Raw genomic sequence first — 24,306 nt, 5'->3', positions numbered from 1 at the left:
AAGTTTGTGAAAGCTGGCAGGCTGAGCAGACTGAAAAGAATGAGTTTTTTCATAAATTTTAAAGGAACTATTTAAGCAGAACGAATTGTCCGGCGTGGTAAGCGAGGTGACTTGCTCTTGTAAGAAGAATGTTTAACTTATTACGGTGCGGTTCTTTATTGAAATCTTCTTCTGAAACTGCCGTGTGCTTCTCAAACCATTGTGCAGTTTTAAGACCGCTTATTCTTTGATTTAAAAATTCTTTGTGTTTTGTCCATAAAGCTCTAAGCTCTTTTGCAGAGGGGATCGTGCTTATGGCTTTATCTGGTGACTTAAGAAACGCTTCATGCAATTCGGGGTAAAGTTTATCGCCGAAACCTAAGAGAACGATCATTTCGTCGTGTACTGCTAAAAGATGCCCTAACAAATAAACTCCACGGTTTTTGCCCGGCGCAATCTCTTTTTGTAATTGCTCATCTGTAAGCAAATCAAGATCCCGGTCGAAATTTTTTAGCAAGGCCAACCATCTGTCTTGTACCATTTTTACCATTACATCAATAGCAGTCATGTGTTTTGTGTTTTAGTGAATATTCCTATCACAAAATTAGGGCGAAAGAGGGGGAATTGAGGGGTGTAAAATAGACATTGTAGCGGGTTGATTCGGACAAGCTGAATTTCTATCTTTATGTGAAATTTCAAACATGAAACATCTTACTATTGTCGTTCCCGAAGGAGAAAATAATTTAAGTAGTATTGTGGGCGCTTACAAACTTTTTTCAAGAGCAAACGACTACTACAAAAAAAATGGTAAGAAAGATGTTTTTAAAATACAGGTGGCGGGTGTTTCTAAGAAAGTAGATTTTTACGAAGGGCTATTTACGGTGAAACCACATATTGCACTTTCAGAGATAAAAAAGACAGACCTTGTTATTATTCCTTCATTAAATCATAATTATAAGGAAGCCTTGCTGCAAAATAAAACTCTTATTTCCTGGATCACCAAAAAACACAAGGAAGGTTCTGAGATTGCAAGTATTTGTACAGGCGCTTTTATACTTGCTTCCTCAGGACTTTTAGATGGAATGAGCTGTTCTACGCACTGGTCAGCAGCCGATGATTTTAAAAAACTGTATCCGCAAATAAATTTGCAGACGGATAAAATTATTACGGATGAAAAAGGCATTTATACAAATGGTGGCGCATATTCCTTTCTTAATCTTATGATCTACCTGATAGAAAAATATTACGACAGGAGAACAGCTATTTTCTGCGCAAAAGTTTTTCAGATTGAAATTGAAAGACAAAGTCAATCGCCATTTTCAATTTTTACAGGGCAGAAGGCTCATGGTGATGAAACGGTAAAAAAAGCCCAGGCTTATATGGAAAATCACCTGGATGAAAAAATATCGGTAGAATATCTGTCGTCTAAATTTGCAGTTGGAAGGAGAAATTTTGACCGCCGGTTTATTAAGGCTACAGGCAACACACCTTTGGAATATGCACAAAGATTAAAGATTGAATCTGCTAAAAAAGCTCTGGAAGCAAGTAATAAAACTATTAATGAAGTGATGTATGAAGTCGGCTATTCAGACGTAAAAGCTTTTCGAGAGGTTTTCCGGAAGATTACGGGTATGTCTCCGATAGAATACAAAGGGAAATATAATAAGGAAGCTGCTGTTTAATTCGTTTGCAGATTTTTAAGTTCTTTTTGGTTTACGTATTTCACAAACATAAGTGTTGATGAAATACCAAGAAGGCTCAAAAATCCGATACCAAAGAACAAAAACGTCCATGCTTTATGGTTCATCTCTTCTATTTTCATGGCATCAGACAAACAAGCCAGTACCATCCACAAACTTAAAAACAGAAAGATACATGAGACAATGAGTCCTGATGTTTTTCGGCGGAGAAGTAATTGCATTAGCAGTAGTCCCATTAAAACCGGGGCAACAGGATTTCTCAGACCCGCGTCCTGCCAGTAAAATATAACTATTAAAATCAGGATAATTTCCGGAATGATCCTTAAAAAGGGTTTTATGTTCTTCATAAATACTGAACGAAAACTCGCCTTGTTTATTGCTAAAACGCAGATTCACAGAATCTCAACTGCTCCAGACAATTTTAACTGCTGACAGTTTTTCCGTCTCTAGTCTTATCTGGGAATGAACTTCGAACTTCTGTTTTAAATAAAAATCCAGGGGAGATTTATAAAACGTTCCATTTGCTTTTAACGCATTGTCTTTATCAATTACCCAGGCATGCAAAGCAGTTTCGTTTTTCTGTATCGCAGTTAGAATCTTAGATCCATAGCCTTTGCCCTGAATTTTGTCGTCTAGAATAATGGCAAACCAGGTTGTTCCTTCGCGGGAGAATTTGCTTGCCCAACCTAGAATTTCTTTGCTTTCACTTGTTAAAAGGTAATGCTGTGGATTTGACAAAGTTTTCAGGTACTGATCAAATCCCTGGTCATCCGCAAAGTTTAAAGACTTTGGATATTCTTTGTTCCAGAGTCTTACTACTTGCTGTTTTTCGAATGATGTTAGAAGTAGCTTTTCAAGTACGTACATAGCTTTAAATTAAGCAAAATTTATTTATCTGAATTGCTGTATTTATTTTATGGCGACTCCTTTAAAAAACAGTAGGTGAGGGAAATCAAGAGGGAACCGGTGTAGCCTCTTGTTTCTTTTCCATTGAAGCGGGCGGGAGAAATATAACGGTATGTCGAAAATAAACAGGCAAGACCCACAAAGAGATTGTTCTTTTTACTTAACCTCAAAGACAAACTTGTTTTGCCACTTAAATTTACCTGGTTTATGTAATGATAGGTTGCTCTTCCGGCTTTTTCATTTACAAAAGTAAAACAAGGCCCGCCGAGAAAGTCAAACACAAAATGTCTGTCTTTTAAGGTTGTGAAACCTGCCAAAACGTAGGTGTTATAGCGGATCGTTTCAAAACCTTCCATGTATCTTAAAGCTTCGCGGCCCTCCAAAACAAAGTCATTCCAGGAGTTTGAAAAGCTAATATCAATGTCCTTATTAGCGTAAGCCGGATTTGAACTGAACGATTCAGCCCAATCATAGCCTAATCCCAGGCCAATTAATTTTTGCGCCTGTGTGTTTGACAAAATCAAGGTAACTAACAGTGTTGTTAAGATGCGCTTTAGCATTCCTGGTTTTTTTGGGTAAGGAATTTATAAGGGGGCTATAAAAAAAATTCGGTTGATATCAAGATATAAATTACCACTCTCTTGGCGCAATTAATTCTTCCACGTCAGCCTCTGTAAATCCGTAGCTTTTAGCAATAAATTCAAAATCCGCTGCAATATTTTCTCTTGCTGCTGTTTCTATCTCACTGCCATTTTCTTCGAACAGCTCCTGAAGGTCGTTAAATTTTTCGGTTGAAGCATGTGTCAATTTGTAAAGCGCATCTAAATTCGCCGGTTGTTGCGCTTCAATTTGAAAACACAGGTCAATTAAAATGTCTTTACCTTTGTTCACGCATAGAGTAGGGAAATAACTGTCGTTGTACATCTCTTTTAAAAAAAAATGTCCTTTTACATTTTCATTTTGTAGAGTTGATTGTGTTGTTGCCATGGGTTTACAGGAAAAGACCGAAATTAAAAGAATAAATAAAGCTAAGTGAATCAGGTTCATGAAAACTATTGGGTGTTTGCTGAGCCTAAAATAAACAATTGCATAATATTCAACAAGAAATTTCCCAACAGGTATATTTAGTAGTATACACTGTTTGTGCCAAACAGACTTTAACTGTTTTAACGGAAAGAAATTAAAGGAGCTTCTTTTGTATAAAAGCTTCGTAAGGGGTGGGCCCCGGAGTCATGATTACCTAAATGGATATCCGGCGATTATTTTGCAGGATCGTTATTTATTTTAGGTACTTCAGTCAGAACCACTTTCTTTCTGCGGATAAAACGAAGTTTATCAATGTCAATGATTTTTTCTTTGTAAGTGATTTTCTTAAGAATCACGCCAAGAACTAAGCCATAAAGTACATAACTCACAAATAAGATCACACCAGGTTGCAACGACGTTTCATTAGTGGCTATAGTGGCAAGTGTATTTTTTTTCATATTCAGTACCGCCATTTGGGTGTCCAGAATTCCTTTAAAACCAATGTAAGACATAAATATGGCCACAACCATTACGTCAGCCATCGACCATTTTCCTGACTTAAATGCAAACCAGCTAAGGAATTTGTTTTCTCTCACTTTATCGCTTCCTAAAAGGTAAATTTTAGTACAGATCAATTTGGTAATAGGGAAGACCACACTGAAAATTAAGATCAACGAACCTACCAGTATTGAATCTGCTTTTCCGGTGGCTATTAAAATGTGTACTACATCGAGAATACTTTTACTCTGATAAAAAATAACCTGGTCGGTAAAGATCAGTGATTTTCCAATCAGCATAAAATCGAACTCTTTAATCCGGGCATCTATTTCAATCATTGGTGCGATAAGACCAATCAATAGAACTACCAATCCTAACAGTACCGACATTACAAAAAGAGGCGTGTGCAAAGGTGTTTGGTTTCTGAGAAGCAGCCATAAAACAAGAAAGAAGAACAGGCAGATCACCATCATGTAAGTGTAGTTGTAACTTGTTTGTTGCAGTTGCTGAACTTTTAAATTAGAGATCATATTAAATTCTGCCACGGTGTTGGCTTGATATTTATTCAGTAATTGGCGAACCACTTCTTCATTGCTTATACTATCGTGTGTTTTTTTAGCCATCTCTGTAAATTTGTCTTTGGCTAAAAATTTTAATCTTTGTTTATTACTGGGTTTTTTTAGTTCGTCAATAATAGTTTGCGAAAACTCCGGAACTTTTGCACGTACCTTGTCTACGTCCACCACCTGACGGATAGCGAATTGTTTTATTTTTTTGTCAAGTTTGGTTTGTTTTTTATTCACCATGTCGTTGGCTTTTGTTACCACCGAGTTAAGTACTTTATTCAAAGCAATTTTTAAAGTATCTTCCTGCATGTCTGTAAGATCAAAAGCGTCGATCTGCTCATCCATAATGTCGGTGATATGCGAACGCCATATGTCTACTGAAAACAGGCCGTTTTTAATACTGTTTATTTCGCTGTAATCTTTTTTAATTTGCGACCGTTCTTCTACCAACTGGTGAATATTAAAGCCGCAATACATGGCAAATAAGATGACAGGCATTAAAACAACTGCCAATAAAATTTTGTAAATAAGTTTATCTTTTATCATTTGTCTGTTTTTACTTGGTATTAGTTAACGTTTCGGTTTCAGGTTTAATAACAGGTTTAGGTTCTTTTTTTATACGGTTAAAGTGAAAAATGGCTTTACCGATATCTGGCATAGTATCTCCAATTAAAAAACCAAAGGGTTTGAGTTTATCAACCCGGTCGAAGATTACTTTGGCAATGGCCGTTAAAGGAATGGATAAAAACATGCCCGCGACCCCCCATAGTGCTCCTCCTATGAGTACAACTATAATCGAGACCAAGGCGTTGACTTTTACTTTGGATGCTACAATCATAGGAACCAAAAAGTTGTTGTCTATAATTTGAATGATGATATAGGCGATTAATACAAAAAAAGCACAGGAAGGATCATCGGTAATTAATCCCATAATCATGGGAAGCGCAATGGCAACAATACCGCCGATATAAGGAATTAGATTTAAGATAGCTCCTATCACCCCTAATAATACGGCATACTTAATGCCTATAATGAGTAACGCGGTAGAATTCATAGCGGCTACTATGACCATTTCTAAAAGTAATCCAACTAAATAATTTTGAATGAGAACGCGTGTTTGAGAAAGAACTTCTGCCACAACTTTATGTTGATGACTGTCAAATAATTTTCCTACAAAATCGAGTAGTAGTGGTTTGTAGAAAAGAAAAAGAAAAATGTAAATCGGAATCAGGAAAATATTTACAATTGCGCCGCCAAGACCTGTAACCGTATTTGTGATCATTCCACCGGCATTATGCATCTGTTCAGCTTTTTGTTCTGCGATCCAACTATTCACTTTTGATTTGCCCACATTAAAAGTATGTGAAAACCAGGTGAGCCCCTGGTTGACGTATTCATTAAATGCTTTTTTTAAAGCTGGAAAAGAATCACTGAACATACTTACCTGCGAGCCTATAAAAAATAGAATTCCTCCTACGATGATGCACATAACAATGATCGCTAACGAGATTGCTATGATCCTGTTACTTCTGCGACAGAAAAAATTAACCAGGGGATTTAATAAAATGGCGATGATCCAAGAAAAAGTGAGAGGAATAAGTATGTCTTGCCCAATAAACAGAATGTAAAAGAAGCCCAGGAGCCCCATTGTAATTGTAGAAAGTTTTAGATAAAGTGGTAACCTGTCTATCATGTGTGCATTTAAAATATGTTAAGGATATTGCAAATAATGTGACAGAAGGTGTGGCAACCCAGGAGAGGTGTCATCTGATTCTACTGCTTCTGAAAGGCTTAAAAACACTGAGTTTTGTGGATGAATGTAATTGTACAAGGGGTTGAGAAAGTAGTTCCCGTTTTTACCAAAATACTCAACCTGGGGAAGAAATTCCCGGTTTTATGAGGTCTTTTTTTTTGTACTCGACTAAGTTTTAGCGATATTTTTCCAAAAATCCTAAAGGAGTTTCGCCGGTGCGCTTCTTAAAAAAACGATTGAAATACGAATTATCTTTAAAAGCGAGTTCGGCGGCTATTTGCGTAACACTCCATTTCGACTGAAGTAAAAGTCGTTTCGCTTCCAGAATCATGCGGTCGGATATAAGGTCGGTACTTGTTTTATCAAGACACGTTTTACAGATGCGGTTTAAATGTTTTTCGCTGATGTTCATAAGGGCGGCATAATCACTCGCCGTTATATGGTCCTTAAAATGGCCATCAATGAGGGTTTCGAATTTTTTAAGTTTTTCGAGGTAGTTTTCTTTTGTGCCTTCGGTGGGAGAACTGTATTGACGCGAGGTTTCGATGTAAACGAGATTCACCAGGGCGCGTAATTTTTGCAATTTGAAACGGTCGTTTTTCTGGTATTCTTCGTTAATCTGGTTAGCCAATTCTTTAATAGATAAAAATGAACTGCCCTTTAAAACGAGTAATGGACTGCTATGGTGCGATGAAAAAAAAGGAAAATCCTGTAAGTGTTCGGAAGTAAATCCTGTATCATAAAAGTCGCGGGTGTGAAAAAAAATAAATCCCTCGCAGTCGGCTGAGAGTTTCCAGTTATGCATCTGTCCGGGTTTTAGCAGAAATAGACTCCCTGTTTTTACAGGATATTTTTTAAAGTCGATTTCATGTGTACCTGAGCCTTTAGTAAAAAGAACTGCAAAATAGAAGTCATGTTTATGAGGACTATTTGTAAAGTCATGAAATTTTACGTGAGCTTTAAGATCATTGGAATAAAAGACATTTTCTTCCGAAAATTTTCTAAAATCTTTGATTTTGTAAACAGGTAACGATTTCATACTATAAAAATACAAAAATGTCTGAATTGTGCCATACAATGCGTAGTTTGTAATGGTTGTAAACCACGCTTCTTCCGTATATTTGTAGTGTAATTCAGACTCTATGAAAACGGCAAAAGGCAATTTGGTTTTAAATATTCTTACTGAAAAATGTCCGAATTGTGGACAAGGGCATGTTTTCGAAAAAAAGAAATTTTATCAGTTTCCTGTAATGAAAAAAAATTGTGAAGTGTGTGATTATCACTTCGACAGGGAGCCAGGTTACTTTTTAGGTGCTATGTATTTGAGTTATGGTCTTGCTGTACTGCAAGCCATTATCACTTTTCTCACTTTTTATTTTCTTTTTCCTTCCGTTCCTGTCTTGTATGTAGCATTCGCTATTGTGGGTGTAATCTTCTTATTCTCACTGAAAAACTTTAAACTTTCAAGGATTATCTACATACATATATTTCCCTGGTAAAACGTGAATGAGGTGAGAGCGATGTTGGGTTTTAGACTCAGGAATTTTGCCTCTCTCAGCTAAGCTCTCTGGTCTTTATTTCAATCCTCAGGAAATTAATTAGTAAATTTACCGCGTGAAAAGATGCCTTTCTATACTCTTCCTTTTTGTACTATTATTTCAAAGCCTCTCGCATCTTTTTATTCTTGGTTCGTTCTATTTAAACCGTACATCTATTTCAGAGAATCTTTGTGTGAACCGATTCGAAAAGATTAAACTCTGTAACGGTCAGTGTTATCTTACAAAAGAATTAAAAGAGAATGAAAAGAAAACAGAAAAATTTCCAGACCTGAAACAAAAAGAAATAAAGTTTGTTGAGCAGGAAGTGCGTTTGGTTGCATTTTATTTTGCCACAGCCACAAGTCAGGTATATGATGGTTACCTCAATTTTTATTTAAGCAACTATAAGGTTTCTGTTTTCCATCCACCGCAACAGGCATAAGTTTGAAACATTCTAACGTTTGTTTATTATAAGGCTGAATGGCCTGATCAACAATTTTAATTCACTTTTGCAGTCTTTTTTAGATTGCCTTTAATTTTAATAAAAATGAAAAAATATATTCCCTTAATGCTGCTCCTGTTATTCTGTTTCTTTGCTATCATATACGTGAACTATAGCAAAAGAGATAAAAAAGATAAAGTACGCCTTCTTCCAACTTTAGGAAACAAAATCGTAAATGATTTTGATACCACTTTTCATAAAGTGGCAGACTTTGCGTTTGTAAACCAATCAGGTGATACCATCACTCAAAAAAATGTGGAAGGTAAAAATTATGTAACAGAGTATTTCTTTACTACATGCCAATCTATCTGTCCGGTTATGAACAAAAATATGATGACGGTTGCAAAAGTATTTGAAGACGATACGACCTTTAAAATTCTGTCACATACTGTAAAGCCTGAAGAAGACTCTATCCCGGTTTTAAAGCAATATGCTGACATGCATGAAGCCAATGCAAAGAACTGGTGGTTTCTTACAGGAAAGAAAAAGGAGCTTTACGATCTTGCGAGAAGAAGCTATTTAATGAATAACGAAGAAGGGAATGGCGACAGCGATGATTTTATTCATTCGCAATTGTTCGCTTTAGTAGATAAAGAAAGACACATACGTGGATTTTACGATGGCACGAATTCCGAAGATATTCAAAAATTAATCAAAGATATTCGTCTTTTGGAGAAAGAACAGAGTATGAATAAATAAAATAAGAAGGAGTTCCCTATACCGGAACTCCTTTTCACTTTCACGATTTTCCGTCTATTGTTTTATTATTTTTTTTGTGATACTATGGTTGTAGGCTTTTATTTGCAGGAGGTAAACGCCAGCGGGTAGTTTGCGGGTGTCGATTTCGTCTGACGAATGGCATTGTTTCTCTATTGCCAATTGTCCAAGCTCATTGTAGATTTTAATGTTTCCGGTAAAGCCTTGAATATATAGTTGATCTGTGAAAGGGTTAGGATAGGTGTTTACAATGGATGAAAGCGACTGATCACCTATACTTGTGCAATTATTAACCAGGATAGAAACTACCGCCGTGCCGGAGATACAGCCTTCGGCAGATGTTCCGGCTACGGAAAAACTTTTTGTGCCAGCCGGTGCAGTTGCTGAATAGTTCAGGGTTGCGAAAGTAGAAGTGGAACTTCCCGACCAGCTATAAGTAGATGCACCAGAAGCACTGAGTGTAGCGGTTTTTCCGATACATAGCGCTGACGATGTACCTGAGGCTGTTACTGTTGGATTGGGATTAACAGCGAGTGAAACAGTTTGCGTGTTGGCGCAACCATTTGATCCTATGCCCCGGAGTGTAAATGAAACATTGGTTAAAGTATTTACTGTGGGCAGGTTTGCTGCAAGGGGGGTAGTAGTTATGGTTTGTGTTGGGCTGATGACGTAGGTGTAGGAATTTGCGCCGCTTGCGGTTACGGTAACAGTTTGTCCCGAACAGAGGTTCCCATTCGGGGACCGAACAAAGGAAACTGTTGGTGAGGGGAGAACATTCAGATTTGCTACCTCTAAATTGACGCATCCTGCAGTAGTTTCCATTAAGACGTAACAACTCTGTATTCCTGTATTAGAAGGTATAAAACTTGTGGTACTTGTGTTAACTCCTGTAGACCAGGTGTAAGAAGTAATGGCAGTGGTGCCTGCACCCATCACCGTTAAGTTAACAGGATTTCCAGCGCAGGGCTGAACATTCCAGGCAACGACAGCAGGAACGTGATTGCAGGGCAGGGAGTAACGGAATTCATCAACCCCAACAAAATTTCCGGTGGTGCCTGAGGCTCCTGCGTTGGTTAGATAGTAGCGTAACGCAAGACGTCCTACTGTTGGCGTGGCAATACCGCTGAGCGTTGCGGTCATCGAAATCCAGAAACCCGGATAACCTGTGGCCGCTTGATTGGCATTAAGATCGAAAACTATATTTGTAAATGTACCTGCGGTGTTTGTTGGTGTGCCTGCACTGTTTCCAACATTGGTGCCTGCTCCGGCATCGCTATAATACAGTTGAAGACGATCTGCAAAATTTGTATTAGCGGTTGTGCGGGTAGCAAATTGAACAATGGCACCATTTACCAAGTTAAGTGTAGGGGTAATCAGCCAGTTACTGATTGTATTGGTTGTTCCGGCACTTGATGTACTGTTGTAGTTAACAGCATAGTAATCTGTAGGTGCACCAACCAATGCATTGAAAGCAATCGTTCCCTGAAACCATGTTGCTGTTCCGGCAGGTGACGAAAGGTTTTGAACGCTCCAACCGGCAGAGGCAGGATTAAAGGGGGCTGTAAATGATTCATACAATGTTACCTGTGCAGGTGCAGCGGAAGCAACTGCTGCCATTAGGAGAAAAGAATAACAGGCTCTTTTACTCAAGTTCTGAGCTCTTAAATTAAGGCTTTGATAAAGGTTGAATTTCATGGTGGGTTTTTTAGAGTAAATAATGTTTCATAGAATTTTGTGTCAAAATTCTATAGTTTAAACCAGAAATTTCCTGAGGATTTGTGACCGGGGTCGCTAAAGAAAAAAGCGCTGGAAACAAATTTATATTCGTTTAGAAGTAGTTGTCTTTTGGCTGGAAAATAGCCTCGGGGGTTTGATTGTACTGTGTAAAACTAAGAACGTCTATTTATGCGTTATTCGCACAGAAATAGACGTTTTTGAGTGAAGATAAGAAGATGATTCGCGTGACTACTTTTACGGCGGATAAATGAATTTACATTCTGCAAGCAAAAGTTCTCTGCCGTAGTGAAACTTACTGAGCATTCCAGCCACCATCAATGGGTAGAGCTGTGCCGGTAATTGTGGTAGAAGTTTCTGCCGCTAAAAAGAGTGCCATCAAACCAATACTTTCTACGGTTACAAATTCTTTCACGGCTTGTTTTAAAAGCATTACTTTATTTACAACATCTGTTTCACTCATGTTGTGAGCCTTGGCCTGATCAGCAATTTGTTTTTCAACTAAGGGTGTTTTAACATACCCCGGACAAATAGCGTTGCAGGTAATATTAAAGGGAGCTCCTTCTAAACCCAAAGTTTTTGTAAGTCCTACAATACCATGTTTTGCAGATACGTAAGCGCTTTTAAATTCAGATGCAACAAGTCCGTGCGCAGAAGCGATATTGATGATGCGTCCGAATTTACGTTCTTTCATACCTGGCCAAACGGCTTTAGACAGATAAAACGCTGACGTTAAATTAATACCGATGATCGCATTCCATTTATCGTCTGGAAAATCTTCGATGGGGGAAACATGTTGAATGCCTGCGTTATTGATAAGCACATCAATCTTGCCGAATTTAGAAATTCCGTCGGCAACCATTTTACGGAGTTCCTCTGGTTTAAGCATGTTAGCATTGCTATACATAACTTCAATGCCATAATTTTTTCCAATTTCTGCGGCAATTTCAGGACCGTTAGTTTCGAGCCCGTTAAAAATAATGTTATACTGCTTTGTTTTTGCGAATTCTGTAGCTATTCCCAGACCAATGCCGCTGGTGCTTCCTGTAATAAGAACTGTTTTCATATAGGGGATTATTGTTGGCGATTTTCAGCCCCTAATTTACAGCTATTTTCGTTAAATGAAGGTTAAATAAAAACGCCACAGAGACACAAAGCTTTCTGAAAAGCTAAACTAACACGTTGTTGTTTCATACAAGGCTTTGCGTTTCCCCTTCTCTGTGGCTAATTTTACAGGTTAAAACGGTATATAGGATCAATGTCAGCGCTTCCGTCATGAATAACGCTAAGGTCAGTAATGAGTCCGCTATTAATTCCGTAAACCCATCCATGTAAATGGAGTTCTCTTTCTTTCCATGCTTTTTGTACGATACCTGTTTTTGCAAGATTTCTTACCTGTTCAACAACGTTAAGTTCTGTTAAGCGGTCTACACGTTTTTCAAAGTCACTTATGTTTTCCAATTCTAACTGGTGTTTTGAATAAACGTCTTTTATATTACGCAACCAGTTGTCTACATAACCTATCAGGTCGTTACCCATAGATGCCCTTACACCGCCGCAACCGTAGTGACCACAAACAATCACGTGTTTTACTTTTAGTACGTTAACAGCATATTCAAGCACACTTAGCAGATTCAGGTCGGTATGCACTACCATGTTGGCAATGTTACGGTGTACAAACATTTCGCCGCTTGAAGTATTTGTTACTTCATTCGCCGGTACACGACTATCGCTGCAGCCAATCCACAAATAATCGGGTTTCTGTCCAAGTGATAATTTTTTAAAGTATTCGGGGTCATCTAATTTTTTTGTAAGTGAGAAAAGTCTGTTTCCTTCAATAAGTTTGTTATATGATTCTTCCATTGTCGTCATTATTCGATAGTATATTTTACGAGTTGTATTTCTATTTGTTTTTGTTTTGAGACTTCAATAAATTCGTGAAGAACTTCTTTGACGTCTTTGTCGGTAGTTTTATTGATAGAACCATCAATGATCACCCGGCTCTCCGTTTTAATTTTATTAAGGTACTCAATTATAAATCCTTTATTAAAAAAAGTAATGTGTTGTGGTAGTTTTATCAGGTAATTTCTTTTTCCTTCGATCACATCTTCAGCCACTTCGAAAGAAGAGTTTATATTGAAGCGAATGATAAAGAAAATAGAAACGGCTATTCCTGCTCCAACTCCTTTTAAAAGGTCTGTGAGTAGCATCACTGCTATAGTTACAAGAAAAGGAAGCAGCTGATCGATTCCTCTTTGATAGTGGTATTTGAACAATTCAATTTTTGTGAGTTTATATCCCGTCATAATTAATATAGCAGCCAGGGCCGCATTGGGAATTAACATCAAAAGATTTGGAATCAGTAAAATACTCAGTAACAACAGCAGTGCATGAATCATAGCAGAGAGCTTGGAGGTGGCGCCTGCATTAATATTTGCAGAGCTTCTTACAATTACAGCAGTTACAGGCAGGGCTCCAATAAGTCCGCAAAAAATATTTCCTATTCCCTGGGCAATTAATTCTTTATTTGAATTAGAATCGCGTCGTTCAGGATCTAGTTTATCGGTAGCTTCAACGCTGAGTAGGGACTCTAGACTCGCAACAACTGCAAGAGTTACTACAACACCCCAAAAGCGGCTTGTGTGCAGTGCACTGAAGTCCGGGAAGATCAAGGTTTCTTTCAAATCCGAAAAATTGCGGATAAGCGGCAGTGCAACCATGTGTTCATCCTGTATATGCAGTATATTAAATGGATTGAAGGCTACATTTAACAATGCGCCTACAATTACCACAATCAGGGCCGGTGGAATTAATGAAAGAAATTTATTTGTTTTATAGAATGGTCTGTCGCCCACAAAAAGTAAGATGATAGAAATAAGCCCTATCGTTACAGCGCCAAAAGAGATGTAGTTAAACATGTAATAGAGGTCGGAGAAAGTGTTGTGCCCATCTTGTTGCAAAAAATCAAAATTGCCTTCCGGATCACGGTCGTAACCTACTAAATGAGGAAGTTGTTTCATGATCAGGATGATCCCGATGCCTGCCAGCATGCCTTTTATAACGGCGCTTGGTACAAAGTTACCAATGCCTCCTGCGCGTACAAGTCCCAGCATGATCTGAAGCACTCCGGCGAACATTACCGCTGCAATAAAAACCTCGAATGAGCCTAAAGACGCCACCGAAACAAGAATAATGGAGGTAAGTCCTGCCGCGGGTCCGCTCACGCTTAAAACTGATCCGCTAAAAGTGGTTACAAGAATTCCGCCGATGATGCCGGCGAGAATACCTGAAAATAGAGGAACGTTGCAGGCAAGTGCAATCCCTAAACATAAGGGTAGAGCTACTAAAAAAACGACAATTCCTGATTTGAAATTTGTAACAATAGATTTCATAAATGATTTAAAAATTAAAAAATGGAGAGCATCCCTGTTGAATAACAGGAGCGTTTTTTAATCTTAAATCTTAGGAGGAGGGGTGTCTTTGGATTCTAAAAGGTAGGAATAAAGGTTATTCCTGTGAGAAAAATGAATACTATGATTACTATAAAGGGAGGCATACTCGGATAAGAAAAAATAATTTAATTCTTGTTCAGAATCGTCATCGTCACTATCAGCATCTTTATCATCATCTCCATCGGCTGAACTATCTGCTTTTACTTTTTTTGCAAGTTCCACTTTATGTCCATGGGGTTCTTCCTCAAGGATAGGAATATACTGAAACACTGTAAACAGCATTCCTGCCAGGAAAACAAAAACGAATATGAATCTGATTTTTTTCAATGAGTGGAGGGCAAATCTATGTAAAAAAGAAATAAGATAAAACAAAAAATTACTAAAATAACGGATGTGCCAGCTTATCTCCTTAAATGTCTTCCAGTTTTTTTCGTGACACCCAGTAATAAAAAATCGGAAAAATTAAAAGCGTAAAAACAGTGGCCGTTACAAGCCCGCCAATAATAACTACAGCGAGGGGTTTTTGAGATTCAGAACCGATGCCACTCGATAAGGCAGCCGGCATCAGGCCAATAGCAGCCATCAACGCCGTCATTACAACAGGTCTGGTCCTTACTTTCACAGCGTCCACAATCGAAACCTGCAGACTCAGTTTGTTTTTTAAATTGCTGTGAAATTCGGAAATCAAGATAACACCATTCTGAATACAGATCCCAAACAAGGCTATGAAGCCAACCCCTCCTGAGATTCCGAAATTAATGCCGGTTAAGTGGAGTGCAAAAATACCACCAATGATTGCAAAGGGTACATTGATAAGCACCAGTAAAGCATCTCTGAAATTACCAAACATAATAAAAAGCAATATGAAAATTAATACCAGGCTCACCGGCACAACTTGTCCTAATCGATTTGTTGCGCGCACCTGGTTTTCAAATTCACCGGTCCAGCCGATTTTATAGCCGTTGGGTAACTTAATGTTTTTCTCAACATTGGTTTGTGCCTCAGCAATTGTACTTCCCAAATCTCTTTCACGGATGGAAAATTTTACACCAATAAAGCGTTTGGTATTATCACGATAGATAAAGGCGGGACCTGTTACTTTTTTTAAACTCGCAATTTCTTTTAAAGGGATTTTTGTTCCGCGAACGGTTGACACCATAAGGTTCATGATATCATCTTCGTCTTTTCGGTAGTCTTTGGAGTAACGCACGCGGATATCAAATTTGCGATTACCTTCATATTTTTGTGTAGCTGTTTTACCACCAATAGCCATTTCAATGATGCTCTGCGCGTCTGCTTTCTGCACACCATAGATCGCCATTTTTTCTTCATCGAGAATAACGCTTATCTCGGGTTGACCAATATTTCTGAGTATTCCCACGTCTTTGATACCGGCCACATGGTTAATCTGTCCAATTACCTGGTTAGCGATCTCATCCAGTTTATCAAGATCGTCTCCATAAATTTTAACCGCGTTACTGGCGTTGATGCCAGCAACAGCCTCCGCTACGTTATCTATAATAGGCTGGGAATAATTGTAAACGATTCCCTGGTAATTTTTAAGCACCTTGTCCATTTGCTCAACCAGACCATCCACGGTTATTTTTCGTGTCCACTCGTCTTTAGGTTTTAAATTCACCTGCATTTGCACGTAATAGAAGCCGCTGGGATCTGTACCGTCATTGCTTCTACCTGTTTGAGAAAGTACGCCGTTAACTTCCGGAAACTTTTGTAATTCGGCACGCAGGAGCGCCACCGTTTTTATAGTTTCGGTTAACGAATTGCTCATGGGTAATTTAGCTTCTACCCACAAGGCGCCTTCATTTAAGGGGGGAAGGAATTCGGTTCCCAGCCATTTTGTTGAGAAAAGAGAGAGTGCCAGAATTATAACGGAGATAATGAGGCTTAGTTTTTTGTTAGAAAACGTTACTTTAAATCCACGCATAACACTTTTATTAAAAAAATCAACAACAACATTGTTTTTTTCTCTGACGTTTTTCTTTAATAAAATAGAAACCAGTAAAGGCACCAGAGTCAAAGTGAAAATTAACGCCCCTAGTAAAGCAAATCCTAAAGTATAAGCTAAAGGAGAGAACATTTTACCTTCTACTTTTTGAAAAGCAAAAATTGGGAGCAGCGCAGAAATAATAATAAGTTTGGAAAAGAAAACGGCTTTGCCGAGTCCGGTTGCTGTTTGTTTAATCACTCCAAGTTTAGAGAGCTTGTTGTAGTTTTCCATGCCACGCTTTTCTGCGAGGTGGTTCAGCATTACAAACAAACCCTCTACCATTACAACGGCTCCATCAATAATGATTCCAAAATCAACTGCCCCCAGGGATAATAAATTGGCACTCATGCCTTTTAATTTCAAACATAAAAAAGCAAATAAAAGTGCAAGGGGAATGATGATGGATACGATCAGTGTAGTACGCCAGTCGGCCATAAAAATCAATACAATCAGCGTTACAAATACAATTCCTTCCAGCAAATTGTGCATCACCGTTTTTGTGCAGAAGGTCATCAGATTGTCGCGGTCATAAAATACTTCCATTTTTACATCTGATGGAAGTACGCTTGTATTGAGTTCTTCGATTTTCGATTTTAGTCTACCCAATACTTCGCTGGGATTTTCTCCTTTGCGCATTACTACAATACCTTCTACAACATCATCGTTGTCATTTAATCCTGCCTGCCCCACGCGTGGCGCACTGGCTTCATTCACTGCGGCAATATTTTTTACCAGGATAGGGTTTCCGTTAAATTCATCTACAATGGTGTTTTCGATATCTTCTGTACTGTTTAATAGACCCAATCCGCGCACCACATAAGCTTGTCCGTTTTTTTCAATAACATCGCCACCTACATTCAGGTTGGCTTTTGTGATGGCTTCATAAACCTGGGTAGGGGAGAGGTCGTATTTTTGAAGTTTAACGGGATCAACAGAAATTTCGTAAATTTTATCTTGTCCTCCGAAGGCTACCACATCCGCAATGCCAGATACTGCGCGTAATTGACGATCTATGACCCAATTCTGCAGGGTAAGCAAATCGCGGGTATCGCGGTTTTTCCCCGTCAATACGTAACGGTAAACTTCACCGGTGGGGCCATAAGGAGGTTGAACATCGGGATCTACTTCTTCGGGTAAGGCAATATTTCTTAATTGATTGTTAACCTGCTGCCTTGCAAAGAAGTCTTCCACATCATCTTCGAAAATAATTTTGATAACAGAAAGACCGAACATGGTAATACTGCGCACGTTTGTTTTTTTCTGCACGGAGTTCATGGCGATCTCAATAGGGGTGGTAACAAAACGTTCGACCTCTTCAGCACTTCTACCGTTCCATTCAGTTACAATAATAATCTGGGTGTTGGTTACATCGGGAAAAGCTTCAATAGGAATAGTGATGTAGCTGATCCAACCCGCTATGATTAGAATTCCTACCCAAAAGAAGGTAAAGAATTTATTCTTAAGCGAAAACGTGATAATGTTTTTGATGAATTTGTTCATGGCGTTATAAGTTAATCGTTCAACGCATCGTAAATTAGCAAGCCGTTTTTGGAGATAACATTGTCATATGCGTTAAGTCCGGAAGTGATATAAGTTATGTTTCCTAACTGGTGATAGACTTCTACCTGCCTGGTTTCAATGTGAGTTTTTGATTTAAAAACCATTACCCAATATTTATTTTTGTCGAATAAAACTGCACTCGAAGGCACTGCAATAAGTTGTTTCTTTTCAGAGAAACGGAGGTTTACCGTCGCATTCATTTCTGGTTTTAATAAAAGATCGGGATTATTTATTTTGATGAGAATTTTCATCGCTTTAGTTGTCGGATCAATAACGTTAAAGATCTTATCTACTTTTCCTTTGAATATTTTGTCGGGATAACTTAAAGTCTGAACGTCGGCCTCGTAACCTACTTCTACTTTTGAAATATTAGATTCATTTACATTCGCTAAAATCCACACTTCACTAATTTGTGCTATTGTAAAAACTTCTTCGGCACGATCGCTTCTCAATTCTTCGTTCTGGGTAATGTCTTTTCGGATAATAAATCCACTTATGGGAGCCGTCATACGGTACTCTGAACCTTCTTTCAAGTGGTAGATAGAATATACTTCGGTGATCCGGTTAAACTCTGCTTTTGCTTTTTCTAATTCTTTTTCAGAAGCTAATACGTCTTTTTCTGAATTTAATTTTCCGGCAAAAAGGTCTCTGGCCACCTGTAGGTTTTTTTCACTGAGTGCCACATCCGAACGTGCGTCCAATAGCTGACGTTGAAAATCTGCTACCTCACTACTTCTTACTATAGCCAGTAGCTGCCCTTCGTTTACATGGTCGCCTAATTCCACATTAATCCGGGCTACAATTCCTCCGGTGATGGGGTAAACGTGCGCCATTTTATTGTTGTCAGCTTCTACTTTTCCAAAAAGCTTAAGCTCACTTTTTACGTCCTCCGTTTTTACTTTGGTAAATTCACAACGTTTGAGCATAGTATCAGAAAGTACAAAGGTTTGTGAAACCTCTTCTTTGGCTTTGTCTTTACAGGCTGTGAAGCTTAGAGTTGCGAGGCAGATAACTGCCAGATATAATTTGAAGTTCATGTGTGGTTTGTTTAAACCCTGAAATATCTATGAAAGAAATCCAAGGATGTATTTTTAATATATTTTTGTAGCTGTTGTATAGTTTATTTGCGCCGCTGATTGTGCCAGTTGTTGTTTTATTCGTTCAAAGTCAGCGAGAGATTCGTTAAAAGCTTCAACGAAATCCACAAACTCCAGGATGGAAATATTTCTACGGTTAAAATTATCGTTGATTCCCTTGTTGACAATTAGAAATTCTTCGTTGTATAATTCCTTTACTTTGGTGTATTCATTTATGCTACGTTGCATGGTCGACCACGCCTTCTGAATGTCAAGTTCTACTTCCAGTTTTTTTTCCTGCAGATAAAGATCCATTGCCTTCTTGTCGTATTCGGCCGCTTTAATATTACCGCGGTTAGCATTGAGAATTGGGAGCGGCAATGAAATACCGGCATTAATCTGGTTGCGAAAAGCTCCGCCACGCTGATCGTAACTGGCGTTCACGGCAACATCCGGGATCGCCTGCTTCTTTTCGCGTTTAAGTGCGAGTGCGGCTAATAGGGCGCCTTGATCGGCAATTTTAAGGTCCGGCCTGTTCGTAATAGCAAGTGTTTGAAGTTCGCTGAGTGCTTTCAGCTCTACAAATTTTTTGAAGTCATCCTCAGAAACAACCGGATTTATATCCACATTTGTCTGCAATAAAAGTTTTAATTGTTTCTGATCTTCTTCATTCATGCTTGCTAATTCTGACTTATGACCGTTTATTTTAATGTAAACCGATTTCAAACGAATTAAATCCTTCAAGGGTAAATTTCCTTTGTCAGACTGTGTTTTATAAGCATTGATTATTGTGTCGAGGATCTGAAGTTGTTTTTGGAAGTTTTCAATAACAACTTTTTGACTGTTAATGCTGTAGAACCTGTCACTGAGTTGTGCTTTTAAATTCCGTAAGAGGTCTGCAAATTCTGATTCAGCCAATACCGTACTTTGTTTAGCAATCTCTATTTCTGTTCTGCGTTTGCCTCCTAATAATATTAGTTGTTCTACCTGGAAAGATTTTTGTCCACCTGAATCTATGTGAAGCACTTTCTTGTTTTGTGGATCGTACAAATTAATGTCGGCGCTGAAAATTGGATTTGGATAAGCTTTTGCCTGGATTACCAATGATTGTTTAGCGCTGATATTGTACTGTTGGGCGAGTAAAGACAGGTTTTTTTTGAGAAAAAGATTTTCGCAGTCTTCAATGGTTAGCGACTGCGAAACCTGTGCAAAACTCATCTGCTTAAAAATCAGGCAAAGAAACAGGAAAGCGAATGGTGTGTGTGTAGTTTTCATTTTCTTTAATTTTTGAAGCGTGTCTTATAAACCATAGAAGTTCTTTTTCGTCTGATGACAAAGGTAGTTGTGGGCATTTTATATGATTTTAGACCAGGATTAGAATTGAATTAGAAAAAAATTAGAATTTGTCGTGTTAACATATTTAGTGTTTATAATGTAAAATTGCATGCGTATGAAAATGTGCCATAAGGCTCAGAACCATTTTTAATTTTTAAAAACGGAAAGGAGAAAATTGCTCGTTAGAATTTAATAGAGCTTACAACCCTGAAAAAGAAGTTAGGAATAGGGAACGAAATACGATCTAAAACATGATCTGGTACTGGAGCGTAACGCTGCTTTTACGCGGACCTGTTGAAACAATGTCTTTGTTAGTAGCGTTAGTATAGAAAGTAGGTCGACTCTGATAATCCAGTGAGATTTTCGAGCGGTGACCATTCATGAACCAATTAATACCCGCATCTAAAATCACAGAAGCTTTATTTTGCAGTGCCGTGTAATCTGCATAGGTGCTTGTGAGGTAAGGCATTAATTGTCCGTTTTTTTCTCCCAGTAAAGATTTAGGAAGCATGAATCCAATCTGGGCGTAAGCAACCTGACCTGTACCAAACATAGGTACAGCATTTCCGTAACTGCTTGCCTGTACCATTGTTGGCAAGGCAGAAGTAAGTGCACCAGTTGCAGGATTCATAATGCCATTATATCTTAAGTATTTTGTTCCGTAGTTCGTATTATAATAACCGGCAAACGCGCTGATCATTGTTCCTTTTTCTTTATTTAAGGGCATGTCTAAAAATGTTTCCACCGAAAAATGAAGCATATTGTTGTAAACCGTATCTGTGTAAGTGCCTGTTTTGTTCGCTTCCAGATTCCATGTCGCATTTTTTTGATAGACTCCTCCAACCGCAATGTTCCATACTCTTTTAGATCCCAGGTAAGTGCCTTGCATATAAGGAGTCGTATGGTTTTCATTGTCTAAAAAATTATACGCAAAATATCCTCCAAACTGATTGTTAACACCCGGCCCGGAACCGTTAGCAATTGCGCCTGTATTTACAAAAGTTGCATTCCTGCCAATAGGAGGAGGAATACTTCCATTAGTGTTTATTGGAAAAGGATTGGAGAGATAAATTCTGTAATCGAACTTTCCTGCTTGTCCCCGCGCGTACACTGCAAGACGTCTGTCAAACTGATCTGTTTGATCGACGGTGTATTGGAGAAAAACCGGAACATCCAAACTCAGGATAGAGCCAACAGAGGGTTGAGAAAAACGTGAAAGTCCGTTGAGTACGGTTAACCCGCCTCCGAGTTTTAGCTGATTTCCTTTCGATATTTTGTATTCGGCAAGTGCATCATGAAAGAAGGCGGCAATTTTCCTGTTTCCCGTTCCTGCAGCAGAGTATTGTGCAGTGCTGTTAAAGTTATTCTGACCAAATTGAAAATATACAAAGGCTCTGTCAGTAATCTGTCCATACATCTGAACACGTGTTCTTCTTAATCCAATATCAAAAGTCTCAGGTGTCGCTTTAGAAAAACGGGTGGTACCAGGGTTGCTTTCATTATAACGCAACCACACCTGATTTAAGAACACTACCTGGAAATAGCGAGAGCCATCAGCACTAATGTTAAACTTTAGCCCGCTTTTATCAGGCGCTGTTTTTTTTACAGTGTCTGCCTGTTGCCCGTATAAAACAGTGTTAAACACGATGAATGTGATGATGATAATGCGAAATAGTTTCATAAAAATTTTTAGTACGTATATCCCACTATCTTGTCAGGGGCCCGGCTAATTTCAGCAGAAAACTATGAAATAAACTACTTAAAATGTAGCCGGGAACTGACAAGTTCTTTTGAGTTTATCAACTCAAATTAGTCTTGCCAAACCCACTTTAACAATCTGTCAGAAAACTATGAAATAAACTGAAGACAAGCGGGCCCGGCAAGGGGTTTTGAGACTAGCTCAATTTTAAAATACGTTTTAAAAATTGCTTCCTGGTTATTGAGACCATTGGAGTATAAAACTTTAATTTCATTTTTAATGGATGTAATTTTGATTTGAAAATAACTAGAACAGCATGAAGCCGTTACTCACCAGGCTAAGATGAGCGGCTAAATTATCAAATGCGAAAATTACAAACCGAAAGATATATCGGTGCTGAATGCTTAACTGCAGCAGAATGCACAGTTATACAAGTAGATTGTAAAACTTCTAAAGGAGAGAAAGATACTAAAAACGGCAGGAGTATTGCCGGAACTGGAGCATCGCTTTCTGACTCTGTTTCGTTTTCATTTTTTTCAAAAAAAGATTCATGCGAGCCACTGTTCTCCAAATCTGTTTTTGCAGAAATGTGTTTTTGATTGAAGTTAGAAGGGGAAGCGTTTTGTTTGGAGGCAAAAGCGCTAACAGAGGTAAATAAAAACGTCCCTACAAAAAGTAGTAAATTAAAAAAACTAATTATTTTTTTTGTCGTTTTCAAATTCGGTTCAAATGTAAGCTTTATTTTAAATGCCAAACTTTTTTTTGAAATTTTAACTGCAAGCCTCTGATTATGTTTAGACATTTGTGAGCAGGAATAAATCTTGATATATATTAAACCGATAAACCAAATCCTATGTTCAATTCACTTTCCCCTTCAGAAGTTCTTCCTGTTATGAAGGAGCATATTCTTGCCGATGGCTACCGCATGGTGCTAGACCTCGAAAAAAGTCAGGGCTCTTACATTTATGATTCTTTAAACAAGAGAAAGGTCCTTGATCTCTTTTCTTATTTTGGGACAAATGCTTTAGGACATAATCATCCTAAAATGAAAGAAGATCTTGAATTTCTAAAGGATTTGCAGCTTGCAGCCGTTGAAAATCCCAGTAATTCTGATTTTTACACAACACAGTACGCTAACTTCATGGCAACTTTTGCAAGGTTAGCAATGCCGAAACCCTTTGTGCATGCTTTTTTCATTTCAGGTGGAACGCTGGCAGTTGAAAATGGTCTGAAAGTCGCCATGGACTGGAAAGGTAAAAAGAATGCTAAGAAGGGGGTTAAGGGCGAGAAGGGCACGCAGATCATTCATTTTAAACAAGCGTTTCATGGCCGAAGTGGCTATTGTTTGTCACTCACCAATACCAAAGCTGAACACATTGACGGTTTTGCTAAATTCAATTGGCCCCGCATTGTTAATCCCAAACTAAGTTTCCCTATAACGGAAAACGCTTTGCAGGAGGCTAAGGAAAAGGAAGAAGAGGCAGTTCAGCAAATTTATAAAGCCTTAAAAGATAATCCGGATGATGTCTGCGCTATTATTATAGAACCAATACAGAGTGAAGGGGGAGACAATCATTTTCGCAAAGAGTTTTTGCAGTCCCTGAGAAAGATTTGTGATGAAAATGAAATTCTTTTAATTTTTGACGAAGTGCAAAATGGCGTTGGGCTTTCAGGGAAATTCTGGGCCTATCAGAATTTTGATGTAACGCCGGATATTCTTTGTTTCGGAAAAAAGATGCAGACTTGTGGTATCATTGCCACTTCACGCATCGACGAGGTGGAGGACAACTGTTTTAAAATAAAGGGACGCATCAACTCCACCTGGGGTGGAAATCTTGCCGACATGGTGCGTGCAACGAAAATCCTCAGGATTATGGAAGAAGACAAGTTAGTGGAGAATGCCGCAAAACAAGGGAAATACATTCTTGAAAAAATGATTCAGCTCTCAAAGAATTGCAAAGTCTCTAACACACGTGGACTCGGCTTGCAATGCGCTATGGATCTTCCAACCAAAGAATTACGCGATAAATTGCTGGAAGTTGCTCTCAAAAATAATTTATTATTGTTATCAGCCGGCGAAAAATCTATTCGTTTTCGTCCCATGTTAACCGTTACAAAGGAAATTATTGACGAAGCATTTGTTATTCTGGAGCGCAGTTTAAAAGAGATAGATCTTTAATTAGACCACATAATGTGGAATTCTTTCCTCGAATGAGATTTCTTATCCAGTTATACCCTTAGTTTTCAATAGTATTTT

23 protein-coding genes are annotated in these 24,306 nt (G+C 38.3%); 5 read left to right on the top strand and 18 right to left on the bottom strand.

All coding sequences use genetic code 11. The features are described from left to right. Positions 1-67: 67 nt before the first annotated feature. Positions 68-547: a hypothetical protein gene (locus CNR22_23690; protein PBQ34649.1), complete on the bottom strand. Its 480-nt coding sequence runs from the start codon at positions 545-547 to the stop codon at positions 68-70. Between the two features lie 133 nt (positions 548-680). On the opposite strand from CNR22_23690, the gene CNR22_23685 reads away from it, so the two are divergent. Then, positions 681-1,661: an AraC family transcriptional regulator gene (locus CNR22_23685; GenBank protein ID PBQ34648.1), complete on the top strand. Its 981-nt coding sequence runs from the start codon at positions 681-683 to the stop codon at positions 1,659-1,661. On the opposite strand, the gene CNR22_23680 is transcribed toward CNR22_23685, so the two are convergent. From CNR22_23680 to CNR22_23650, 7 genes are all read right to left on the bottom strand, one after another. Next, positions 1,658-2,026: a hypothetical protein gene (locus CNR22_23680; GenBank protein PBQ34647.1), complete on the bottom strand. Its 369-nt coding sequence runs from the start codon at positions 2,024-2,026 to the stop codon at positions 1,658-1,660. The two genes, CNR22_23685 and CNR22_23680, sit on opposite strands and share 4 nt — an antisense overlap. A gap of 55 nt (positions 2,027-2,081) precedes the next feature. Then, positions 2,082-2,546, bottom strand: coding sequence for a hypothetical protein (locus CNR22_23675; GenBank protein ID PBQ34646.1), 465 nt, complete (start codon positions 2,544-2,546; stop codon positions 2,082-2,084). Positions 2,547-2,593: 47 nt separating this feature from the next. Continuing rightward, positions 2,594-3,145: a hypothetical protein gene (locus CNR22_23670; GenBank protein PBQ34645.1), complete on the bottom strand. Its 552-nt coding sequence runs from the start codon at positions 3,143-3,145 to the stop codon at positions 2,594-2,596. Positions 3,146-3,215: 70 nt separating this feature from the next. Further along, positions 3,216-3,572, bottom strand: coding sequence for a hypothetical protein (locus CNR22_23665; GenBank protein ID PBQ34987.1), 357 nt, complete (start codon positions 3,570-3,572; stop codon positions 3,216-3,218). A 272-nt stretch (positions 3,573-3,844) separates the two neighbouring features. Then, on the bottom strand, positions 3,845-5,221 hold the full coding sequence (locus CNR22_23660) for a paraquat-inducible protein A (GenBank protein ID PBQ34644.1): 1,377 nt from the start codon (positions 5,219-5,221) through the stop codon (positions 3,845-3,847). A 10-nt stretch (positions 5,222-5,231) separates the two neighbouring features. Beyond that, on the bottom strand, positions 5,232-6,368 hold the full coding sequence (locus CNR22_23655) for an AI-2E family transporter (protein ID PBQ34643.1): 1,137 nt from the start codon (positions 6,366-6,368) through the stop codon (positions 5,232-5,234). 235 nt (positions 6,369-6,603) lie between these two features. Next, a complete protein-coding gene (locus CNR22_23650; GenBank protein ID PBQ34642.1) occupies positions 6,604-7,590 on the bottom strand; it encodes an AraC family transcriptional regulator in 987 nt (328 codons plus the stop codon). On the opposite strand from CNR22_23650, the gene CNR22_23645 reads away from it, so the two are divergent. The 3 genes from CNR22_23645 (at position 7,571) to CNR22_23635 (ending at position 9,167) form a co-directional block, all read left to right on the top strand. Next, positions 7,571-7,927 carry a DUF983 domain-containing protein gene (locus CNR22_23645; GenBank protein PBQ34641.1) on the top strand — a complete coding sequence of 119 codons (357 nt, stop codon included), beginning with the start codon at positions 7,571-7,573 and terminating at the stop codon, positions 7,925-7,927. The genes CNR22_23650 and CNR22_23645 overlap by 20 nt on opposite strands. Positions 7,928-8,159: 232 nt before the next feature. Beyond that, positions 8,160-8,408, top strand: a complete 249-nt coding sequence (locus CNR22_23640; protein ID PBQ34640.1) for a hypothetical protein — start codon at positions 8,160-8,162, stop codon at positions 8,406-8,408. A 126-nt stretch (positions 8,409-8,534) separates the two neighbouring features. Continuing rightward, complete coding sequence (locus tag CNR22_23635; GenBank protein PBQ34986.1) at positions 8,535-9,167, top strand: electron transport protein SCO1/SenC; 633 nt, start codon at positions 8,535-8,537, stop codon at positions 9,165-9,167. A 54-nt stretch (positions 9,168-9,221) separates the two neighbouring features. Here CNR22_23635 and CNR22_23630 read toward each other — a convergent pair whose 3' ends face one another. From CNR22_23630 to CNR22_23585, 10 genes are all read right to left on the bottom strand, one after another. Continuing rightward, positions 9,222-10,880 (bottom strand): hypothetical protein, encoded by a 1,659-nt coding sequence (locus CNR22_23630; GenBank protein ID PBQ34639.1) that lies wholly within the window; start codon positions 10,878-10,880, stop codon positions 9,222-9,224. Between the two features lie 334 nt (positions 10,881-11,214). Continuing rightward, the gene (locus CNR22_23625) at positions 11,215-11,985 is read right to left on the bottom strand and encodes a D-beta-hydroxybutyrate dehydrogenase (protein ID PBQ34638.1); all 771 of its coding nucleotides are present in this window, start codon (positions 11,983-11,985) and stop codon (positions 11,215-11,217) included. 164 nt (positions 11,986-12,149) lie between these two features. Next, on the bottom strand, positions 12,150-12,782 hold the full coding sequence (locus tag CNR22_23620) for a carbonate dehydratase (protein ID PBQ34985.1): 633 nt from the start codon (positions 12,780-12,782) through the stop codon (positions 12,150-12,152). 8 nt (positions 12,783-12,790) lie between these two features. Continuing rightward, positions 12,791-14,311 carry a hypothetical protein gene (locus CNR22_23615; GenBank protein ID PBQ34637.1) on the bottom strand — a complete coding sequence of 507 codons (1,521 nt, stop codon included), beginning with the start codon at positions 14,309-14,311 and terminating at the stop codon, positions 12,791-12,793. A gap of 63 nt (positions 14,312-14,374) precedes the next feature. After that, positions 14,375-14,698 carry a hypothetical protein gene (locus CNR22_23610; GenBank protein PBQ34636.1) on the bottom strand — a complete coding sequence of 108 codons (324 nt, stop codon included), beginning with the start codon at positions 14,696-14,698 and terminating at the stop codon, positions 14,375-14,377. An 82-nt stretch (positions 14,699-14,780) separates the two neighbouring features. Next, positions 14,781-17,879: a CusA/CzcA family heavy metal efflux RND transporter gene (locus CNR22_23605; GenBank protein ID PBQ34635.1), complete on the bottom strand. Its 3,099-nt coding sequence runs from the start codon at positions 17,877-17,879 to the stop codon at positions 14,781-14,783. A gap of 11 nt (positions 17,880-17,890) precedes the next feature. Continuing rightward, on the bottom strand, positions 17,891-18,976 hold the full coding sequence (locus CNR22_23600; protein PBQ34634.1) for an efflux transporter periplasmic adaptor subunit: 1,086 nt from the start codon (positions 18,974-18,976) through the stop codon (positions 17,891-17,893). Between the two features lie 54 nt (positions 18,977-19,030). After that, positions 19,031-20,290, bottom strand: a complete 1,260-nt coding sequence (locus CNR22_23595; protein PBQ34633.1) for a transporter — start codon at positions 20,288-20,290, stop codon at positions 19,031-19,033. Positions 20,291-20,594: 304 nt separating this feature from the next. After that, positions 20,595-22,031: a hypothetical protein gene (locus CNR22_23590; GenBank protein PBQ34632.1), complete on the bottom strand. Its 1,437-nt coding sequence runs from the start codon at positions 22,029-22,031 to the stop codon at positions 20,595-20,597. A 376-nt stretch (positions 22,032-22,407) separates the two neighbouring features. Then, positions 22,408-22,851: a hypothetical protein gene (locus CNR22_23585; protein PBQ34631.1), complete on the bottom strand. Its 444-nt coding sequence runs from the start codon at positions 22,849-22,851 to the stop codon at positions 22,408-22,410. A gap of 51 nt (positions 22,852-22,902) precedes the next feature. On the opposite strand from CNR22_23585, the gene CNR22_23580 reads away from it, so the two are divergent. Beyond that, positions 22,903-24,228: an L-lysine 6-transaminase gene (locus CNR22_23580; GenBank protein ID PBQ34630.1), complete on the top strand. Its 1,326-nt coding sequence runs from the start codon at positions 22,903-22,905 to the stop codon at positions 24,226-24,228. Positions 24,229-24,306 lie beyond the last annotated feature (78 nt).

This window comes from Sphingobacteriaceae bacterium, assembly GCA_002319075.1.
GTDB lineage: Bacteria > Bacteroidota > Bacteroidia > B-17B0 > Aurantibacillaceae > Aurantibacillus.
This window is presented reverse-complemented; position numbering and strand designations above follow the sequence as displayed.

Excerpts from the sequence above, each read along its gene's own strand:
- CNR22_23585 (PBQ34631.1), bottom strand. The coding sequence starts at position 22,851 with ATGTCTAAACATAATCAGAGGCTTGCAGTTAAAATTTCAAAAAAAAGT.
- CNR22_23675 (PBQ34646.1), bottom strand. The coding sequence starts at position 2,546 with ATGTACGTACTTGAAAAGCTACTTCTAACATCATTCGAAAAACAGCAA.
- CNR22_23605 (PBQ34635.1), bottom strand. The coding sequence starts at position 17,879 with ATGAACAAATTCATCAAAAACATTATCACGTTTTCGCTTAAGAATAAA.
- CNR22_23660 (PBQ34644.1), bottom strand. The coding sequence starts at position 5,221 with ATGATAAAAGATAAACTTATTTACAAAATTTTATTGGCAGTTGTTTTA.
- CNR22_23590 (PBQ34632.1), bottom strand. The coding sequence starts at position 22,031 with ATGAAACTATTTCGCATTATCATCATCACATTCATCGTGTTTAACACT.
- CNR22_23685 (PBQ34648.1), top strand. The coding sequence starts at position 681 with ATGAAACATCTTACTATTGTCGTTCCCGAAGGAGAAAATAATTTAAGT.
- CNR22_23635 (PBQ34986.1), top strand. The coding sequence starts at position 8,535 with ATGCTGCTCCTGTTATTCTGTTTCTTTGCTATCATATACGTGAACTAT.
- CNR22_23670 (PBQ34645.1), bottom strand. The coding sequence starts at position 3,145 with ATGCTAAAGCGCATCTTAACAACACTGTTAGTTACCTTGATTTTGTCA.
- CNR22_23580 (PBQ34630.1), top strand. The coding sequence starts at position 22,903 with ATGTTCAATTCACTTTCCCCTTCAGAAGTTCTTCCTGTTATGAAGGAG.
- CNR22_23615 (PBQ34637.1), bottom strand. The coding sequence starts at position 14,311 with ATGAAATCTATTGTTACAAATTTCAAATCAGGAATTGTCGTTTTTTTA.
- CNR22_23630 (PBQ34639.1), bottom strand. The coding sequence starts at position 10,880 with ATGAAATTCAACCTTTATCAAAGCCTTAATTTAAGAGCTCAGAACTTG.
- CNR22_23600 (PBQ34634.1), bottom strand. The coding sequence starts at position 18,976 with ATGAACTTCAAATTATATCTGGCAGTTATCTGCCTCGCAACTCTAAGC.
- CNR22_23665 (PBQ34987.1), bottom strand. The coding sequence starts at position 3,572 with ATGGCAACAACACAATCAACTCTACAAAATGAAAATGTAAAAGGACAT.
- CNR22_23645 (PBQ34641.1), top strand. The coding sequence starts at position 7,571 with ATGAAAACGGCAAAAGGCAATTTGGTTTTAAATATTCTTACTGAAAAA.
- CNR22_23595 (PBQ34633.1), bottom strand. The coding sequence starts at position 20,290 with ATGAAAACTACACACACACCATTCGCTTTCCTGTTTCTTTGCCTGATT.
- CNR22_23680 (PBQ34647.1), bottom strand. The coding sequence starts at position 2,026 with ATGAAGAACATAAAACCCTTTTTAAGGATCATTCCGGAAATTATCCTG.
- CNR22_23690 (PBQ34649.1), bottom strand. The coding sequence starts at position 547 with ATGACTGCTATTGATGTAATGGTAAAAATGGTACAAGACAGATGGTTG.
- CNR22_23620 (PBQ34985.1), bottom strand. The coding sequence starts at position 12,782 with ATGGAAGAATCATATAACAAACTTATTGAAGGAAACAGACTTTTCTCA.
- CNR22_23655 (PBQ34643.1), bottom strand. The coding sequence starts at position 6,368 with ATGATAGACAGGTTACCACTTTATCTAAAACTTTCTACAATTACAATG.
- CNR22_23625 (PBQ34638.1), bottom strand. The coding sequence starts at position 11,985 with ATGAAAACAGTTCTTATTACAGGAAGCACCAGCGGCATTGGTCTGGGA.